Raw genomic sequence first — 18,727 nt, 5'->3', positions numbered from 1 at the left:
ATGAGCCTAATCAGGAATACAGACGTTCAAGTTCGTCCACCAGGCTGCCTACGTAAGCTACCGCGGTACGGATTGGATCGGGACTGGTCATGTCGACGCCCGCTAACTTCATCAGTTCCTGCGGAGAAAGGCTGCCTCCTGCCTTGAGTGCTTCGAGCCAGCGGTCCACCGCAGGCTGTCCCTGCTCCCGGATCTGCTGCGCTGCAGACGTCGATGCCGTCAGCCCTGCCGCATAGGTGTACGGGTATAATCCCATGTAGTAGTGAGGCTGCCGCATCCAGGTCAACCTGGCGGCCTCATCCACGATGAGATCCGGCCCCCAGAATTCGGACAAAACTTCCCCTTTGAGCTGGCTCAGCAGCTTGGCCGTTACAGGCTCATCCTTCATTGCGCGTGCATACACCCGACGCTGCAGCTCTCCCTCGAGCAGATGGGTCACGTAATTATGGTAGTACGTGTTCAACAATTGCGAAATGACCCAGCGCTTCATTCTCGGATTGTCGGAACGCTTCAGCAAATGGTCTGCCAGCAGCATTTCGTTCATCGTGGATGGAGCTTCAATGAAATAGAGCGACGGACGGGTATTCGTGATTCGCTGGTAACGACCGGCCAGCATGAAATGACCGGCATGGCCCACTTCGTGCGCCAGCGTGAATGCTCCGCGCATGTTGTTCGCCCAGGAGACCAGAATGTAGGAATGCGCGCCGTAAATGGAAGAGCAGAATGCCCCCGTCGATTTGCCCGCATTGTCCGCATAATCCACCCAACGCTCGCTGAATGCCCGCGATACGATCTCGCTGTATTCGGGACCAAGCACAGCGAGCGCTTCTTGAATCAATTCGCAAGCTTCCTCATAACTAATGGCAGGGCTGAATTCCGGATCAAGCGGCGCCTTCAGGTCGCAGAACATCAGTTTGTCCAAGCCGAGCTCCCTCTTTTTGAGCGCGGCTAGCCTGCGCATATGCGGTGCCAGCTCTGCCTGGATGATGTCCAGCACGTTATTGTACATCTCTTTGCTTACCTGCTGCGGATGAAGAAGCATCTCCGTGACGTCTTCATATCCGCGCAACCGGGACAAAACGACCTGTTTCTTCACTTCGGCACCATATGCCTCGGCAAACGTGTTTTTGTACTCGTTCAGCTTCGCCCCAAAGGTTGCATATGCCGAACGTCTGAGCTCAGTGTCCGCGGACATCTCGTAATTATTTTCATAGAATGACCAGGAAAGCGGCCGCTCATTGTCTTCCCCGTCCGTCACGGGGTCAAATGTCATGTCGGCAAGTTTGCCTCGCAAATAAATGCGATAAGGCGAATCCATGAATTCTCCGAGCGAAGCAAGCACCTTCTCCGTCTCTGCCGACAGGCGATGCTTCTTTTCCTTCAGCAGCAATTCCAAACTGCGGGCATACGGCTCAAGCGCCGGCAATTCACGGATATACCTCTCAATCGTTCCATCGGGAAGATCGCTGATTTCGGAAGAAATGAACGACAACGAGGACGACAGGCCCGATACGATATCGCCCGCTATAGCAGCGTTTTCGAGATTCACCGGGTTGGTGCTGTCCTCCGACTGTTTAAGACGGGCATAGGCCGCAGCCTTGCCAATCCGTTCCTGCAGCGCTTCGCGGGCGTCCAGGCAGCCAAGCAGCTGTTCAGGGCCTTCGCCGAGGCGTCCCTGGAACGCTTCGATGATCGCGGTCGCCGCTTCCGGAAGCGAACGGATTTCTTTCTCCCATGCTTCGTCGGTGGCAAACAAATCCTGCAAATTCCATGTCGATTCCAGGCTTACTTCAGCTCGTGTACGTATCTTGTCCATTGTATATCTGATCCTCCTTTTATTTCCAATACTCTCATCCTATCATATTCGGATCATGAATACCTGACATTACTACATTGAACCCTCTGAAATTCGGCACGGCTGCTGCAGCTCATTGGTCACGTTAATGAAAAAAACCGCAGGATCACGGGAATGAATCCCCTCCTGCGGCTTTGCTTATCGCGCTTCGTTGCTCTATAAATCCGACTTGTGATGACGGCTCACGATTTCCAAATGACGTTTTCCCCGTAATTTTTGCCCCAATCGTACATGGCGTGCAGCACGGGCATCAGGCTCTGTCCATGATCAGTCAATGAATATTCCACCCGTGGAGGAACTTCCGCATAAACCTTGCGCTCGATCAATTGGTCTTCCTCCAGCTCGCGCAGCTGGTTCGTCAGCATTTTTTGCGTAATGTGGGGGATCAGACGCTTCAGCTCACTGAAACGCTTGGTGCCTTCCAAGCCGAGATGCCACAATATTATCAGCTTCCATTTGCCGCCGATCACGGCAAGGGTCAGCTCTTTTTCGCAGTTGATTTCCTTCAAGTTGATTCTTTCCTTGACTTCGGCTGCCATTCTCCGAGCCTCCCATCCTCTTTCGTTATGCGAATAAAAACAGTATCTTCATTCTACTATAGCAAGCAGCGGATGCAAAGCGCCGTCGTCGTTCATGCCCCTTGCTATTTGGGGACGCAAAAAAAGATCGGAGCCCCGACTTTTTTTCGGGATTCCGATCCGCCTTTATGCTATTCCAGGTTCGCGTGCCTGCCGAACATGTCCGCTCCGGTCATACCCTTCATGTCCATCAGTGTCAGCACCAACGCGTCCATGCCTAACAACAGTCCCTGCTCAAACAGGGAACCCATCGGCTGGCTCGTGATAGCCGATCCGGACGAGGCCGTCTCTTCCTTGGCCGAGGCGGGGATTCGAACGGTCGTGTCAGCCCATTGGCCGATCGTGGATTCGGGCTTGATCGTGATCAGCCCCACTCTCGCTCCGGCGGCCGCAGCCTTTTTTGCCATCAGCGTCAGACTGCCTGTCTCACCCGATCCGGAGCAGAGCAGCAGCAGATCATTCGGGCCAATTCCTGGCGTCACGGTTTCGCCGGCCACATAGGCTTGCATTCCCATCTGCATAAGCCGCATAGCAAACGCTTTGCCCATGAGTCCCGAGCGGCCTGCCCCGGCTACGAACACCTGCCCGGCCTGAAGAATGTGCTCGGCCATGGCCTGCATTTCGGCATCGTCGATTTGGCTGAGCGTGCGCTCCAGCTCCTTCAGAATGTCAGCCGCATGTTGTCTGCTGCCCATTCCGCTTAACCTTGTTTGACCAAACGTTGGATTTCGGACGCAACCGCTGCTTTGTCAGCCGCGCCTGTAATGCCGCCGCCCACGATTACAAGATCCGGTCCGGCCTTGATGACTTCTGGAAGTGTTTCCAGTTTGATGCCGCCTGCAACAGCCGTTTTCGCGTTGGTTACCGCGCGTTTGATCGTTTGCAGATCCTCGAACGGGCTTTGGCCGGCAGCCTGCTGGTCATAGCCTGTGTGCACGCAGATGTAATCTACGCCAAGAGCGTCAACTTCACGCGCGCGTTTCTCGAGATCCGCCACGTTGATCATGTCCACCAGAATTTGTTTGTTTTGTTTTTTCGCTTCTTCTACGGCACCTTTGATCGTCAAATCATTCGTTGCGCCCAGAACCGTTACGATATCGGCACCTGCTTCAGCTGCTTTCATGATTTCGTAACCGCCCGCATCCATGATTTTCAGGTCAGCCAGCACTTCCAGGTTCGGGAATGCTTCTTTCATAGCTTTTACGGCATGCAAACCTTCGTTGATGACGATCGGCGTACCGATTTCGACGATGTCCACGTATTGTTCTACTTCTTTCACAAGCGCGATTCCGTCAGGGATGTTTACGAGGTCCAGTGCCAATTGCAATTTCATAAGTATGGTCTCCTTTTGTCGTTCGATTATAATGGGTAATGGGTTAGCTTGCACGTTGAACGTTCACCCGATGCATGCAATGTTCATTTGGTTCACTTCATCATTGTAGGACCGAACTTTCCGTTCTGGAAGTACGCACTTTGAAGTGATGTAGTTACCTGCACGAAACTATTGACCATATTGCGTTGTTATACGAAACGATTAAGCGCACAAGTTCACTTCGAACTCATGCCTTCCATTATTGCTTCTGGACCTGGATTCGCTCCGTTCGTCCATTCCAATCGATCTCCAGAACAAACTCCGGTTCATCCAGCAATGCAACGTTTTTATCGCCTCGCCGTTCGATCACGGGGTCAAAAGGCAAATCCTCTCGCACGCTGATGTTTCTGCTGATGAATTTGTATTTGATCCGTTCGATCGTGCCAGCGTCTTCCCCGATATATTGAATCGTATAGCGATAGCTCAGGATATCGTCGTTTCCTTGTATTGTGCTGTTGGCACGCCAGTTCTCGCTTTCACCTGCATACGTGTACACATGGGAGCTGGAACAGCCTGCTCCGAACATCATCAACATAACTATGAAGCAAGCAGCGCAAATGTTTTTCATCCCTTTTCCTCTCCTTCGTATCGATTGTTTCGGAACGCGGAGTGGGGTCCGATAATGGATTACGGCAGTCTTCTATTCATGTAAAGCGTTCTCTCGTCTTTATTTGGTACCAAACATCATAAGCAATGTTCCGTCCTCTTTGGCCAGAGCAATGTAAATGACGCCTCCCATCGTTCCTGGAGGGAGTGTTCCTTCAATTATCCATGCTTCCGCAACCAGATTATAGCTAATCGCGAACGGTGTCTCCTCCAGAAAGCGAGGAAAGTGCTCCGCCAAATATGGAAAGATAGCAGATGCAGCAGTGTGTTCATTACCCAGCTCGCCAAACGCAGCTTTCACCTTCATCCGGTCCTGCTGGACAAGAGTTTCCCGATCGGCAAAATAAAGCTGGTGTCTGCCAAGCAAATTTTCATCGTGTAAATCCCGTTCCACCAAACCGTATTCGATGACCGAATTTTTCTTGCGGACGTGATGTTTGCTTTTTTTCTTATCGTCGACTTGTACCGTAATTTGATGGACTCGAAGACGATCGCGCTCCAACTCTTGCTCTTGGATCATTCGCTCCCAATGTTCCATGAAATCCATCTTGAATCACCCTCTAGAGCTTTATTTGTACAAATATCTCTCGAAACCATCTTGCATCCCGAAGTGCCTGAGATAATATCCTTCTCTGCATCGGGCCATCAAATCATCCAAAAGTGGATCATTGTCGAACTGAATGTACCCCGTCAAATAAAGGACGATCAAATATTCCTCAAAACGCAAGTTGCCGAGTACCATTTCCTCTTCTTCCATACCGTAAAATACATCGATTTCAAAAACCAACAAATTCGATATTCCACATAATGTTGATCCCATTATCCAGGCAAATTCCATCGTTTCATAATCAATGTCATCATCCTTGTTCAATTTAATCAATTCCTTGATGGCCTGTTTGTCCTCAAACACATAGGCCCCTACGGCCTGATCAAATCCGGCATAAGGATCATTGCGTAAGTACGAGAACCGCTCCAAATCGACCTTTTCGGCACGATACTTCTTGGTTAACCGATCGTGGATCTGGTCCAAGTTTAACGGGTTTGGAATATCCAACGTCAGGTATTTCTGATAGAGCTTCTCGATATCGATTTGCATCATGCCATTCCTCTTTTCGAGTTACATATTATATGTATAATCATTATTAGAAAACGACTACCAACATTTTCTATATTAACAATCTATTATGCCATACACAATGAAATTGACCTGATATTTACATTTTGGATACATCTCAAATGAATCTACACAAAAGGCCACTCCCTTCACGATGGAAGAGAGCGGCCTCTTGAATAATTCACCCCTTGCCTTTTAGGCAGGGTACCTCATCTAAGCGTTATATGCTCAAACTTGCTTACAGGTATACCGGTTTAACACATACAGGCTTGGATACCCCTGTGCTGTGGCCTGTATATTTCAGGCGGCCCGATTCTTGGTCCACCGTAAAGGTAACGATGTTGTTGGTGTCGCGGTTAGCCGCGATCAGCAGCTTGCCGCTTGGGGTCAAAGCAAAGTGACGCGGATGCTGCCCTTCAACGGATACTGTCTCCACATGCGTCAGATGGCCCGTCTCTGCGTTCACCGCGAATACGACCAGGCTGTCGTGACCACGGTTGGAACCGTACACGAAACGTCCGTCGTTGGAAACGACGATTTCAGCCGTCGTATTTTCAGCGCCGTCATAGCCGTCTGGCAAGGTCGACACGCTGGCGATCTCGGTCAAAGTGCCTGCTTCCGCATCATAGCGATACGAAGAAATCGAGGAATCCACTTCGTTGATCACAAACGCGAACTGGCCGTTCGGATGGAATGCCAGGTGGCGCGGTCCTGCGCCCGGATGCGTTTTGGTTTCGCTATGCAGCACAAGTTCGTTTTTGTCCGCATCGATCGTGTAGATGGCAATTTTGTCGGCACCCAGATCCTGTACCATCAGGTATTTACCATCCGGCGAGAAAAATGCGGAGTGCACATGCGGTTTTTCCTGACGTGCAGGGTTTGCGCCATGGCCTTCATGTTTTTTCTCATCCAGAAGAACGCCGACTTCGCCGTTGTCCGTCACCGATTGCAGCCCAACAAGCCCACCATGGTAGCTGGACAGAATCAGATAACGACCGGAAGGATCGCGCTGGATATGGCAAGGCGGAGCGGTCAAGGAGTTATTGCGGTTAACGAGAGCCAGTTTGCCCGTGGACGGGTCAATGCTGAGCGCTACCGCTTCGGACATTTTATTTCCTTCGGCAGAAACGGCTTCACCGATGGCATATACTTTGTTGTTTGCTGCATCCACGTTGACGAACGTTGGATTTTTTACGCCGGAGATCCCGTCCAGCTTCGACAAGCTGCCTGTATCCTCATTCAATTCGTATGCATAAATGCCCTCATTTTCAGTTTCGGCATAAGAGCCGGCGATCACGAGCAAGCGTTTGTTTTCACTCATTACGGTATCCTCCTAGTATGTGTATGTAATCTCGTTGTACCTCTTCTATAATAAATCTGCCATATCAAAATAGCAATCCGACTCCCGGTGAACACCCTGATCGGCCGTGTGAAAAAAGCCCGTTTTCTGCTATGATGGGATAGGCTTTTCCAACTAGAGAAGGGATTGAAACGGATTTGTTGCACTCATTTTTATTGACACTGTACCACGTATTTTTGCCCATTTCGCTTCCGGTCATCGGAGGCATGCTGCTGAAAAAATTCAAAAATTGGGATACGCGTCCCCTGTCCGCTTTTTCCCTGTATATTTTGAGCCCGGCGCTCATCTTTGATACACTGCTACATGCCGAAATTACGTGGACCGACGTGTGGGGAACCCTCTGGTTCTCGATTCTCAACCTGCTTGCCCTGTGGCTGCTCGCCGCCCTGCTGAGCCGCATGTTCCGGCTGGAAGCCAGCGAAAAAGCAGGACTCACGCTCGTATCCACGTTTACCAACTGCGTAAACTACGGGCTGCCTTTGGTGCTGCTTGCTTTCGGACAACTGGGGCTGGACAAAGCCTCCGTATACGTCATCGGACAGATCATCATCGTGAATACGCTGGGCATCTTTTTTGCCGCAAGATCGGAATTTTCGGTCAAACAAGCCGCATTGTCCGTCTTTCGCATGCCATCCATCTATGCGGCGGTCATCGCCGTCATCCTGAGGACGTTTGATCTGCATCTGCCCGAAGCCGTCGACGGCGGCGTTAGCATGATCGCTACAGGTTATGCACCCGTCGTACTAGCCATTCTGGGTGCCCAAATGCTGCGCCCGCGCGGTACGTCAGAACCTTGGCCCGCCAACGTGCGCCGTGCCTTCTGGACGGGTATTGCCATGCGCCTGGCTGCGGCGCCGCTGTTGTCCTACGCGATCTTGAAAGCACTCCAAGTGGAAGGGACGCTGTTCAGCGTGCTGCTCATCCTGTCCTCCATGCCGACGGCAGTCAATGCCGTCATTTTGGCTGAGCAATTCAATGCGTCCCCGCAGTTCGTTTCCCGCTGCATTTTGTGGACAACCATTGCTTCGATGGCCATCCTGCCCTTTATGATTGTGGCTGTTTCCTGATCAGCAATGATGCGGGCGAGTGGGAAGCCGCCGCCTGGCGCCGCTTCTCCAGCCTGCGTTCATGGCGCCGTCTGAGCGCCCGTACATACAATATCTTCACCACGAAGTAAGAAACAAATCCCAATAACACCCCGAAGACGGACATGCCTGCCAAAATGTCCAACCCCCCAAGCAACAGTTCCTTCAATGCAAACCAATTGCCGCGGAACAGCTCCATAAAAGCATTTTCATGCAAAGCTCCCTGTCCCATGCCATGGGCAGGCAAAATCCATGACCCAATCTGTTTCGCCAAAGGCATAAGCAAAATGGGCAAAAACGTAAGTTTGCCGATCACGTTGCCAACGATAGCTGCCGGCAACGAACCGCCGGACAACCGTACGATCGGATAAAATGCAAGGTAGATCAGGGATGCCGTCGATATGACAATCAGCTCCAGGCCAAAACCAAGAGCAAATCCGATGGACACCTTATGGGCGCCTCCCGGTGCACGCAAAAGCTTCACGAAATTGAGCTTGAGCGCACGCCCGAGGCGGGCCAACCGGGTCGATTTCCGTTTTTGTGTGTTCATGCCGTGCTTCCCCTTAGTTCGACAAATAACGACAAATCCCGTCGTCTTCTTCTCAGTATATCACACCGCTCCCGCTTCTGCCGTAGTGATGACAGGCTGCGTCTCGATCGTTACATTGCCTGCGACCGCTCTGGAAATCATGCAGGATGCCTCGGCCTTGTGCGCGAGCCGTTCTGCCTTCTCAAGCTGCTCCTGTGCTGTATCGGCCTGCAGTACGACATGAGGTTTGTGAACGATCCGCTCATACGTGAAAATGTTGTTGGTCACGTCCACCGTCGCTTCCGATTCCAGCGTCAGCTCTGCAGGTGTAATGCCTGCTCGCTCCAGCATGGCAGCCAGCGTAATCAAATAACAAGTGGATGCGGCGCCAAGCAGCATTTCGTCCGGGTTGGTGCCCGTACCCGGACCGCCCATTTCCTGCGGAATCGAAATAACGCTTTTCAGCCCGCCCGCGTCGATGTGCCCCTCGCTGTTGCGGCCTCCGTTCCATACCGCTTTCAAGTGAAAAGGATGCTTCATTATATTCATTCCTTCCTGTGTTTGCTGCATCGGAGTGTTACCCGACTATACGCGTATGCATTCGATGGATTGTTCGGCCAGGCTCTCGACGATCTGGCTGTCAATGCCTTGATCCGTCACGATGGTGGCCACGCTGCTGAGCTTTGTCACTCGCGTAAATGCCTGGATATTGAATTTGCTGGAATCCGCAAGCAAAATCACTTCGTCCGCAATGCTGATCATCTTCTGTTTGACGAGCGCCTGCAGCTCGTTCGATTCGCTGATCCCTTTGGTTAAGTGCACGCCTTTGCAAGAAAGGAACAGCTTGTCCACATGGTAGGCATCCAAAGAGCGTTCGGCCAGAGGCCCGACGAAGGACAGCGATTTGGAGGCCAACTGCCCACCGGTCGAAATGACTCGGATCTGTTCCTTGCTGCTTAGCTCGGCAGCAACCTTGATCGAGTTGGTCAGCACCGTAAGCTGAATGTTGGGCAGTCCCGCAGCCATATACCATGCCGTTGTGCTGGCATCCAGTGCAATGCGGTCCCCTGGTTGTACCATTTTCACGGCTTCGTTCGCGATTCTCCGCTTCTCGTCCGCGTGTGTAACCGCCCGCTCCGGGTACGGAATTTCCTGCTGCGAATCTTCCTTGTATTTGATGCTGACCGCACCGCCGTGGGATCGCCGCAACCGACCGGCCTGCTCCAGTTTGTCCAGATCGCGGCGGATCGTTTCTTCCGTTACGCCGCAGCGCTCGCTTAGCTCGGTTACGCGCATGCTGCCTTGCGCATCCACCCATTCCACAATTTTTTCATAACGTTCTGCAACGAGCATGTTCTTCACTCCACATCGATAATTTCCATGGCCAAGCCTGTTCACCCTATCATACCACAGCACTTGCCTACGGAAAATTTCAGGAAGTACAAAAAAAGGGGGACATTGCCCCCTTCAGTTACAATAATTCCCTCCATATACCTCTCGAAGGGAGCGCTTATTCAGCTACCGGGAACCATCCTGGTGTATTGATGATCGCCTGCCACAAGCCATCTGGGATGACAAGCCGCTCCTGGTCCGATTTGGTCAGCACCGTCTCGATATCCTCTTCGCGACCGCTTTCGATTTTTTCTACCCAGTCCGGCTCAATGATCAGTTCGCGGCCGAGAGCAAGCAGCGGCAAGCCGGTTTGCAGCGCTTCTGCCGCCTCGTCCGCCGTATGAATGGAACCTACCCCGATGACCGGCAATTTGCCGCCAACGCGATCCAGGATGAATTCGATGCGGGAACGAGTATCAGCTTCGCCGCGTCTTGGTTTGGACCAGAATTCGTTCAGTGAAACGTGAAGGTAATCCAGGTTTTTCTCCTTGAGTGCATCTACCAGAGCATAGGTTTCCGTCATGGTCAGCCCTGGCGTTTCAGGTTCTTCCGGCGAGAATCGATAGCCAACGATGAATGGCGATTTGGCATGATCGGCCACAGCCTTCTGTACTTCGTCGATCACGGCCAGAGGGAAGGTCAGACGTTTCTCGATGCTTCCGCCCCAGCGGTCTTCGCGGCGATTGGAATGCGGGGAAACAAATTGCTGGATAAGATATCCATTCGCGCCATGAATTTCAACGCCGTCAAAACCGGCTGCGATGGCACGGCGAGTCGCTTCACCGAAGTCCTTGATGATGCCGTTAATCTCTTCATCGCTCAATTCTCTTGGCAGCGGAGATCCCGGGCGTTCGCTTGCTACCGCGCTCGGTGCCACGACCTGACCCGCGGGAACGGCCTGCTCGGGCGTCAAGCGGCCGGCATGGAAAATTTGCAGCACTGCTTTGGAACCTTGCTGTTTGATCGTCTCGGCAAGGCGGGTGAGGCTTGGAATGAAACGATCGTCATACGCGGCAAACTGTGCCGGAAAACCAATGCCGTTCGGCGTAACGTATGTAACCGCCGTAACGGACATGCCTGCGCCTCCTGTGCGGCGTGCGTAGTATTCCAGTTCCGCATTCGATACGGTGCCGTCCGGATTGGAGGACATATGCGTCATCGGAGCTAACACGATGCGGTTTTTCAGCGTAATGCCGTTCGGCAGCGCCACAGATTCGAATAAGGGAGCGTATTTGGGATTCATGAATGGTTTCCTCCTCTTATATAAACCGCACTAATCAATCACACAAAGCCACTGCGAGTGCAGTACCATCTTTCGATCGCCGTTATCCCCATGATTTTTTGATTCCCCTTCTTTAAGGAGAAAATCCGGTGATAAGCCTATGCTTCCGATGCAGCTTTCTTTCAGAAAGCCTTTAGGCGAACGCTTCGCTTCTCCAGATTGGTTCTGCCTCTAAGTTTACGTGTGTATGTTTTTGCGGTTTATATATATCTTTTTTTATAGATATACGAATATGCATTTCAAATACTGTAATTATTATAGTTACTATTCAAACACAATTCAAGTTTTCGTTTGAAATCATGCCAAAAGGACGGAGGCACCAGGCACTCCGCCTTATAAGTGATGTTATAGTGATGTAACTGGCCATCGCTGACCGACAGCGAGACCGAAGGTGCGGCATACGCGCGCTATGTGCTCTTTAACTCGCACCCGTCAGTGGCGTACATAAGCCAGCTTCAGTTCCATCTCCTCCACGCACTCGTAGCTGTCATGATCATCATTGGCTACCATCGGCGTCACCGGATACATCTTCATCTCTGTGCGATTGTAGGATTTGAGCAGCGGCAGCAGCTGCGTTACGCGTGTATTGGCCGGATCCAGCCAAGCGTCGATTTCCTCATCGGACAGGATGGCCGGCATTTTATTGCCGAATTCGCGCGTAATCAGGTTGGCGCCCGTCATGATCATGGTGCACGTGCGAAGCGGCTGTTTACGGGTATCTTTCCACACTTCGTACAGACCTGCGATGCCGAACAGTCCACGATCGGGCATGACGACACGGACGGCATAGCTCTTTCGGCCTTCCTTCCGCCAGTAGTACAGACCGTTGCACGGTATGACGCAGCGTTTGGTTTCGACCATTTTCTCGTAGGAAGGGTTCTCGTGCACCGTCATCAGATTGGCGTTTACGGCGTCGCGTCCCCAGAACGGAATGAAACCCCACCGGAATTCATCCAGTACGCGTTCACCATCCTGATGCAAAATAATCGGCGTATGTTGAGTCGGGCTGATGTTGTACCGGTTTTTGTAATAATACATTACCCGCTCGATTTTGAAGTGATCCCTGACCTCATCCAGATCGGCGGCTAACGAAAAGCGGTTGCACATGAAAATCGCATCCTTTCCCTGCTTGGTGTTTCATGTATTGTTTGTAATTTAAGGGAAATTATGCATGAAATGCTGCAAATCCGTTCTTAAGTCAACCTTCCGTGATGGAACCGGGATCAAGCTGGCCGCCATTGGACGCAATGACGTCCTTATACCAGTAAAAGCTCTTTTTCCGCGTACGCTTGAGCGTGCCGTTCCCCTCGTTGTCCTGATCGACGTGAATGAACCCGTAACGTTTGCTCATTTCGGAGGTCGATGCCGACACCAGATCGATGCAGCCCCAGCTTGTATAACCCATCAGTTCCACGCCGTCGCGAATGGCCTCCCCCATTTGCCGGATATGTTCTGCAAGATAATGGATACGGTAATCGTCGTTGATGCTGCCGTCCGCTTCCACATGGTCGAGCGCACCGAGTCCGTTTTCCACCACGAACAGCGGCACCTGGTACCGGTCGTACATCTCCCTCAGCACCACGCGCAGCCCGATCGGATCGATTTGCCATCCCCAATCGGATGCCGGCAAGTACGGATTTTTCAATCCTGATGAGAGATTGCCTTGCGCCGTTCCCGTCACCGCCGGATCTGCGCTGGTTGTCATCGACATATAGTAGCTGAACGAAAGGAAATCAACGGTATGATTGCGAAGCACGTCCTCGTCGCCCGGCTCCATCCGCACCTGAATGCGTTCCTCATCCCAGACGCGGCGAATAAAAGAAGGATATGAACCGCGTACCTGCACGTCCGTGCAAAACTGCGCCATTTGATTCTCGGTTTGCGCCTTCAACACGTCTTCCGGGTGACAGGTATACGGGTACAGCAGTTTTCTCGCCAGCATGCAGCCGATCCGGGCTTGCGGCTGGATCTCCTTGCCGCGCTTCACCGCAAGCGCACTCGCCACGAACTGATGGTGCAGCCCCTGAAAAGCGATCTGCCGCGGATGCTCCCGCCCTTCCGTAATGATGCCCGCTCCGAGGAACGGCGCTTTCAGCGTACAGTTGATCTCGTTAAAGGTAAGCCAGTACCGCACTTTGTTTTTGTAACGTTCGAACAGCGTTTCGGCATAACGGACGAAAAATTCGATCAGTTCGCGCGACTCCCAGCCGTTATACTTCTGCACCAGATGCACGGGCATTTCATAATGCGAAATGGTAACCAGCGGTTCGATGCCATGCTTCAAGAGCTCGTCGAACACGTCGTCATAGAAACGCAAGCCTGCCTCGTTCGGCTCAAGCTCGTCGCCCTGCGGAAAAATGCGCGGCCAGGAAATGGACAACCGGAACATCTTGAAGCCCATCTCGGCGAACAGGGCGATATCCTCCTTGTAACGATGGTAAAAATCGATTCCCCGGCGCTTCGGATAATTGCCTTGCTCATCCTGGATCGCCGCCTCCAATTGTCCGCGGGTCATGGATAACAGCTCGTCCAACGTGCCCCGCTCTTCGGGCGAGCAGTATTTCACGACATCTGCCGTCGACAACCCCTTGCCTCCTTCACGATAGGCTCCTTCCACCTGGTTGGCCGCAGCGGCCCCTCCCCACAAAAAATGCTCTGGAAAAACGGTTTTCATCTGATGTTCCCCTCTCTGCTAAAGAAGCCGAAACCCATGAGCCCCCAGGGCTCCGGCATTCCGGCTCCTTTCGTTTCGTATTCGTAAAACGTTGACCTACGGCCTTGAGGCATGTGCCAACCGTTCCATCGATTAGGCTTTGGATGCTTCCGCTGCCTCGGCTGCGGCTTGCTCTTGCTGCAATGCCTCGGCATCGGCCTTTTTGAAGAACGGGTAGTACATCGCAAAGCTGATTGCGATCAGCACCACTTGGAACACGCTGACCCGCCAGCCGCCCGTCATCCAGCCATTGAACAGGATCGGTATGCCCAGCGGCACCTGCACCCCGTTCAGTACCGGCAGCACACCGATGGCCGTCAGTAGAATGGCCAATCCGCTCGTGATCAGCGGGGTCAGGATGAACGGAATCATCAGCCGCACGTTCAGGACCAGCGGCAAGCCGAAGATCACCGGCTCATTGACACCGATAAAACTCGGTACGATAGCCAAACGCCCGAGCGTTTTATAACGTGCCGACTTGGCAAACAGCATCGCGATGATCAAACCGAGCGTCGCTCCGGCCCCGCCCACGAGAACGTAAACCGGGAAGAATGGCGAACCTACGATGTTGACCCCGTCCAAGCCGTTTTGGTATGCTTCCAGGTTTTCCAAACCGAGGGCCACCCAGATCGGTCCCACAACCGAATAGACGACGAGTGTGCCGTGAACGCCGAAGAACCATAACAGGTGAATGACAAACACGCAGACCAGCATCGCCCACCAGGAACCGCCAAGATTCGTGAGTGGAACCTGAATGATCGAAAAGACAAATTCATGCATGTTGCCGTATTTCGTGGCCGCAAAGATCGCTGTCAAAACAAGCATCAAAATGGCAATCAGGAAACCGGGCGTCAGCGCGGCGAACGACTTCTCAACCGTTGGCGGCACGCCCTTCGGCATCTTGATGTAAAGCTTTTTCTCCAATACAAAGGTATAAATTTTACCCACGATCAACGCAATGATGATGGCTACAAACAAACCTTTGGCACCCAACCACGAGTATCCGAACGCTTTGGTTACCCCATCTTCCAGCAGGCCTTTCGGCGTGACGAGCAGAAAGCTCATCAGGGCCAAAATCCCCGCGGAAAACCCTTGCTGTTTATGCTGTGTCGCAAAGTTGTACGCAATGGAAAACACCGCATACAGCGCAATCAGGTCGGTCGTGACCGAAGCCGGAACCGAAGTGTAATCCTTCAGTCCTGTTTCGACGAGAAAGTTCTGGTAAGGCTCGATGCGAAGCGCATTGATCAGGGAGAAGATCGCTCCCAGAATGAGAATCGGCATCAAGGCCATCAGACCATTGGAAATGGCGCTAATATAGGTATTCTTTTGAATCTTGGTGCTCACTTTCTGTATTCGCGTTCTCCATTCTGCACCGCCAGCCATGCATTAAGCCTCCTTGTTCATCATCTCGATGGCCGTATCCAGCACTTTGTCGCCGTTCATCATGCCATAATCCATCATGTCGATCGTCGTTACGGGAATACCCGGATATGCTGCCGCCAACTCATCTTCGGCGTGTCCCATCTGTGGTCCGAGCATAATGATGTCAAACGGCGTCTGGCTGGCGATATCGCTCTCCGCCACTGCATCGATGACCACTTCGATTCCGCGTCCGCGCGCGGATTCCTTCATACGTTCCACCAGCATACTTGTCGAGAATCCTCCGGCACATGCAAGCAAAATCTTTTTCATTTTATTTCACCAATCCTTTCACCAATTGTTCGAGCTCCTTGCGGGCTTTGATCTCTTCGATTAATTCGGCGGCCACTTCGCGGACCGTCAGCGCATTCATCAAATGGTCCTGGGCGTGAATCATCAGCAGCGTAATTTCGGTGCGTTCCCCGCGTCCTTCGGCTTGAATCAAGCCTGTCTGCACTTTGTGGGCTTTGGTCAGGCTGCCTTTCGCCTCTTTAATGAGCGCCTCGGCTTCTTCCAGCTTGCCTTCTCTCGCAACGCGAATCGCTTTCAGGCTGTAGCTTCTTGCCTCGCCGCTATTGGCGATGATTTGCATGACGGTTTGTTCGTAATCCATGGGTTCTCTCCACTCCTATATAAGACTCTCTATTTCTTTGATAAATTGTTCGTACGTGCCCGCCTGCAAAATGCGGCTGCGGCTTTCTTCTTTTTCCATGAAGATTAGTAGCAGTTTGCTGATTTCCTTGTGCAAAAAGAGCTGCCCTGGCCGCAAGTTGATCAGGAAAATAAGCTGAACCGGCTTGCCCTCATACAGGATCGGCCGTTTGAGCACGGTGACGTTGATGCAATCCTTGATCGCACCCATACGCATCGGATGGGGACCGGCGACGCCGTTTTTGTAAATGGTCGTAAATTTGCTCTCCCGCGTCAGCACTTGTTCGGGGAAATCGTCCGCTGCATATCCTTTGGATACGATCTCCTCACAGCGGTTTTGCAGCAATTGCATATAATCGCCGCCTTCCGTTACATGGAACAGCTCCTTGCGGAACAGCTCCTTGAAATCCAGCAGCTTATACGAGGTCTGCACCGTGGCCATCTGCAGGGAAACCATTTCGCGAATGCGCTGAATTTCTTGATCGTCCAGCCAATTTTTAATGTGGATGACCGGTTTGTCCGCCATATCCCGAAATTCCTGTTCAAGCGGGACCGTCGTTAAAATCAGATCCACCGGCTGCTTCATGATATCCGCAATTTCGTTGACGGAGGCCGTGACCACCGACGCTTTTGGAAACAGTGCCTCCAGCCTGAGCCGGATCAAATGCGCGCTGCCCGCGCCGGACGAGCATATGACGACGATTCGTTTCAGCTGCTCCAAACGCGACTGCTTCATCCGTTCCAAATGCGTAGCGAAGTGAAGGGCGACATAACCGGCTTCGTCACGCGACATTTTAAAGCCGTACCTGGCCTCGATGAACTCGGCAAATCGGAACGAAATGAGAAATACGTTGGCATATTGGCTGTACACGTCCTCGACCAGCGGATTGCTGAGCTGCAGATTGTAATAGAGACGGTTCAGCAATGGGAACATATGCAGCAGCAGCGCATTTTGCAGATCGTCATCCCGGCTGAAACCAGTGAGAAACTCCTGATCCAGCTGCGATAATATTTCGAGGATACCTCTGCGCAGCTGCAGCTTCGACTGTTCGGACACATGCTCCACGATCGTTTTGCCCGAAATATGCAGCGCCAAATAGTTGATTTCGTCCTCGGGCAGCTTCATGTTCAAATGCTCGTCGATCCACGCCGCAAGCTCCTCCGCAATGTCACGGTACAGAGCCTCCGGCTGTGGAAGCGACGTCTGTCCCGGCACGATGTGATTATGCTTGGATATGCGATATAACAGAATCAGCAGATGTGTCACCAGATTGTTCAGAAACACATCGGATATTTTCAGTGCTTTCGTTTTCAGCACGTGCAGCAAATGGTTTTTCAGTCGATCCTTGTCCAGCTTGCGGCTAAAGTCGTAAAACTCCCTGCTCTGCTCGACAGGCTGGTCGGATTGCAGTACGTAGTGAGAAAACGCTTTGCGGAAATTCTCTTCGTTTCCCTCCACCCGAATGCCGTAGTGCGCTCGGCGGGTCAGGTTTAATCGGAAGACGGCCAAGCGTTCCTCCACTTCCTTCAAATCCGCGAGCAGCGTTGATCGACTGATGCCCATTTCGTCGGCAAGCCGATCCATCGGGACGTAATCCTGGCTCTGCAGCAGACAGAATAACACTTGCTGCTGTCTCGCCGACCTGTCGTTCAGATCGATGCGGTGTTCCTCTGCCGTTTCGTTTGCCATGTATGATCGGAATCGTTCAGGGTCGGTCACCTCGAGCGCGTAACCCTGATTGCGAATCATGCGAATGCAGTAGCCGTGCCGCTCGCCTGCCTGGCCAAGCTGGCGAATCGACTGGCGGACGGTCCGTTCGGACACGCCGAGCGCCGCGATCAATTCGTTCATGTGCACAGGCGTCGTGCTGTCATGGAGCAGCATCATCAGTTTGTGTTGCCTCATTTGAAATCCCTCATTTTGATACTAGTATCGGTCAAGCCACCCCAGCTGGTTCTAACGTAATAATAGGTGAAAGCGCTCCCCGTAGAAAAGTGTGTAATTTGCCATGTGAAACGGCAAAAAGTACAGCATACCCCCTTTCCTGCAGCGATAACAATCCCCCCCTTCCTGAATGTAATGTGAAAAAAAGAACAAGAAAGGACGCGCAAGGAATGAGGTATGCAGAACCACTTCACAAATGTCGTCTCTATTTTTATCATGTCTGATTTCAGTATCCTTAGTTGTCCCGGTTTCAGCCCAAGATTTTCCTCCTTCCCAAGATCAGTCATCCTCAGTCGAAAGATTGGGATGACGGGGAAATGTTTTGATCAGTAAATCCCGAACTAAGTCTCCAGTAATAACAGGATGGTGTGTTGATACTAACGGAACAATATCATGGGTAATGCCCGACTGTGACATCACCTTCACTGTATTTTAACTACCAAAAGGCATTCTGCGATCGCAGAATGCCTTTTCTTTTACCTATTTTCAATGACATTTACCAGTTCATAAAATTTTTTCAATCCACTATTGGGCCAGCTTAAGCCTATGCCTGTACGTTCTAAATGCTCTGAATTCTCTGGATCAAAACACTCAAATGTTTGAATGTCATTACATTCGTATGTTTTGCCATTTATTATAAACTCTTCAAAACTGGTAAAAGGACGAGGCAGCAACCTGAAAGAACTAATATACCCTTTTTTATGAACTGTGGGTTCAAAAAATACATGCAAGTATTCTTGGTCTATTCGATATTGAAAACCATTGAACTCCCTGATCTTGCCCATCTCTCACAGCTCCTTTTGATCCATTTGTAAAATACAGG

20 protein-coding genes are annotated in these 18,727 nt (G+C 51.8%); 1 reads left to right on the top strand and 19 read right to left on the bottom strand.

What is annotated here, in order from left to right:
• Positions 1 to 10: 10 nt before the first annotated feature.
• The 8 genes from pepF to MKY59_RS11700 all read right to left on the bottom strand — a co-directional run bounded on the left by pepF (position 11) and on the right by MKY59_RS11700 (position 6,846).
• A complete protein-coding gene (gene pepF / locus MKY59_RS11735; RefSeq protein WP_339277709.1) occupies positions 11 to 1,816 on the bottom strand; it encodes an oligoendopeptidase F in 1,806 nt (601 codons plus the stop codon).
• A gap of 221 nt (positions 1,817 to 2,037) precedes the next feature.
• Complete coding sequence (locus MKY59_RS11730) at positions 2,038 to 2,394, bottom strand: helix-turn-helix domain-containing protein (RefSeq protein ID WP_236417404.1); 357 nt, start codon at positions 2,392 to 2,394, stop codon at positions 2,038 to 2,040.
• Between the two features lie 170 nt (positions 2,395 to 2,564).
• Positions 2,565 to 3,128, bottom strand: coding sequence for a 6-phospho-3-hexuloisomerase (gene hxlB / locus MKY59_RS11725; protein ID WP_339277707.1), 564 nt, complete (start codon positions 3,126 to 3,128; stop codon positions 2,565 to 2,567).
• 5 nt (positions 3,129 to 3,133) lie between these two features.
• Entirely contained in the window at positions 3,134 to 3,766 is a 633-nt protein-coding gene (gene hxlA / locus MKY59_RS11720) for a 3-hexulose-6-phosphate synthase (protein ID WP_236417399.1), read from the bottom strand.
• A 238-nt stretch (positions 3,767 to 4,004) separates the two neighbouring features.
• On the bottom strand, positions 4,005 to 4,373 hold the full coding sequence (locus tag MKY59_RS11715) for a hypothetical protein (protein WP_339277705.1): 369 nt from the start codon (positions 4,371 to 4,373) through the stop codon (positions 4,005 to 4,007).
• A gap of 99 nt (positions 4,374 to 4,472) precedes the next feature.
• Positions 4,473 to 4,958 (bottom strand): NTF2 fold immunity protein, encoded by a 486-nt coding sequence (locus MKY59_RS11710; protein ID WP_339277703.1) that lies wholly within the window; start codon positions 4,956 to 4,958, stop codon positions 4,473 to 4,475.
• Positions 4,959 to 4,979: 21 nt separating this feature from the next.
• Positions 4,980 to 5,510 (bottom strand): pyruvate kinase, encoded by a 531-nt coding sequence (locus tag MKY59_RS11705; protein WP_339277702.1) that lies wholly within the window; start codon positions 5,508 to 5,510, stop codon positions 4,980 to 4,982.
• A 253-nt stretch (positions 5,511 to 5,763) separates the two neighbouring features.
• Positions 5,764 to 6,846, bottom strand: a complete 1,083-nt coding sequence (locus tag MKY59_RS11700; protein ID WP_236417390.1) for a lactonase family protein — start codon at positions 6,844 to 6,846, stop codon at positions 5,764 to 5,766.
• A 176-nt stretch (positions 6,847 to 7,022) separates the two neighbouring features.
• Between MKY59_RS11700 and MKY59_RS11695 the strand changes: the two genes are divergently transcribed.
• A complete protein-coding gene (locus MKY59_RS11695) occupies positions 7,023 to 7,952 on the top strand; it encodes an AEC family transporter (RefSeq protein WP_339277700.1) in 930 nt (309 codons plus the stop codon).
• Here MKY59_RS11695 and MKY59_RS11690 read toward each other — a convergent pair.
• From MKY59_RS11690 to MKY59_RS11640, 11 genes are all read right to left on the bottom strand, one after another.
• Complete coding sequence (locus MKY59_RS11690) at positions 7,930 to 8,520, bottom strand: DUF2062 domain-containing protein (protein WP_339277698.1); 591 nt, start codon at positions 8,518 to 8,520, stop codon at positions 7,930 to 7,932. The two genes, MKY59_RS11695 and MKY59_RS11690, sit on opposite strands and share 23 nt — an antisense overlap.
• A 60-nt stretch (positions 8,521 to 8,580) precedes the next feature.
• On the bottom strand, positions 8,581 to 9,039 hold the full coding sequence (locus MKY59_RS11685; protein WP_236417384.1) for an OsmC family protein: 459 nt from the start codon (positions 9,037 to 9,039) through the stop codon (positions 8,581 to 8,583).
• Between the two features lie 45 nt (positions 9,040 to 9,084).
• Positions 9,085 to 9,852 carry a DeoR/GlpR family DNA-binding transcription regulator gene (locus MKY59_RS11680; protein ID WP_236417383.1) on the bottom strand — a complete coding sequence of 256 codons (768 nt, stop codon included), beginning with the start codon at positions 9,850 to 9,852 and terminating at the stop codon, positions 9,085 to 9,087.
• Positions 9,853 to 10,009: 157 nt separating this feature from the next.
• The gene (locus tag MKY59_RS11675) at positions 10,010 to 11,134 is read right to left on the bottom strand and encodes an NADH-dependent flavin oxidoreductase (protein ID WP_339277696.1); all 1,125 of its coding nucleotides are present in this window, start codon (positions 11,132 to 11,134) and stop codon (positions 10,010 to 10,012) included.
• Between the two features lie 471 nt (positions 11,135 to 11,605).
• A complete protein-coding gene (locus MKY59_RS11670; protein WP_236417381.1) occupies positions 11,606 to 12,280 on the bottom strand; it encodes an SOS response-associated peptidase in 675 nt (224 codons plus the stop codon).
• A 91-nt stretch (positions 12,281 to 12,371) separates the two neighbouring features.
• Positions 12,372 to 13,847: a 6-phospho-beta-glucosidase gene (locus MKY59_RS11665; RefSeq protein WP_339277695.1), complete on the bottom strand. Its 1,476-nt coding sequence runs from the start codon at positions 13,845 to 13,847 to the stop codon at positions 12,372 to 12,374.
• Between the two features lie 132 nt (positions 13,848 to 13,979).
• Positions 13,980 to 15,272, bottom strand: coding sequence for a PTS transporter subunit EIIC (locus MKY59_RS11660; protein ID WP_236417379.1), 1,293 nt, complete (start codon positions 15,270 to 15,272; stop codon positions 13,980 to 13,982).
• A 3-nt stretch (positions 15,273 to 15,275) separates the two neighbouring features.
• Entirely contained in the window at positions 15,276 to 15,581 is a 306-nt protein-coding gene (locus MKY59_RS11655) for a PTS sugar transporter subunit IIB (protein ID WP_339277693.1), read from the bottom strand.
• Position 15,582: 1 nt separating this feature from the next.
• Positions 15,583 to 15,921 (bottom strand): PTS lactose/cellobiose transporter subunit IIA, encoded by a 339-nt coding sequence (locus MKY59_RS11650; protein ID WP_236417377.1) that lies wholly within the window; start codon positions 15,919 to 15,921, stop codon positions 15,583 to 15,585.
• Positions 15,922 to 15,936: 15 nt separating this feature from the next.
• A complete protein-coding gene (locus MKY59_RS11645) occupies positions 15,937 to 17,865 on the bottom strand; it encodes a BglG family transcription antiterminator (RefSeq protein ID WP_339277691.1) in 1,929 nt (642 codons plus the stop codon).
• Between the two features lie 515 nt (positions 17,866 to 18,380).
• Positions 18,381 to 18,689 carry a hypothetical protein gene (locus MKY59_RS11640; protein ID WP_236417374.1) on the bottom strand — a complete coding sequence of 103 codons (309 nt, stop codon included), beginning with the start codon at positions 18,687 to 18,689 and terminating at the stop codon, positions 18,381 to 18,383.
• Between the last annotated feature and the right edge of the window lie 38 nt (positions 18,690 to 18,727).

This window comes from Paenibacillus sp. FSL W8-0426 (assembly GCF_037969725.1).
GTDB lineage: Bacteria > Bacillota > Bacilli > Paenibacillales > Paenibacillaceae > Paenibacillus > Paenibacillus hubeiensis.
This window is presented reverse-complemented; position numbering and strand designations above follow the sequence as displayed.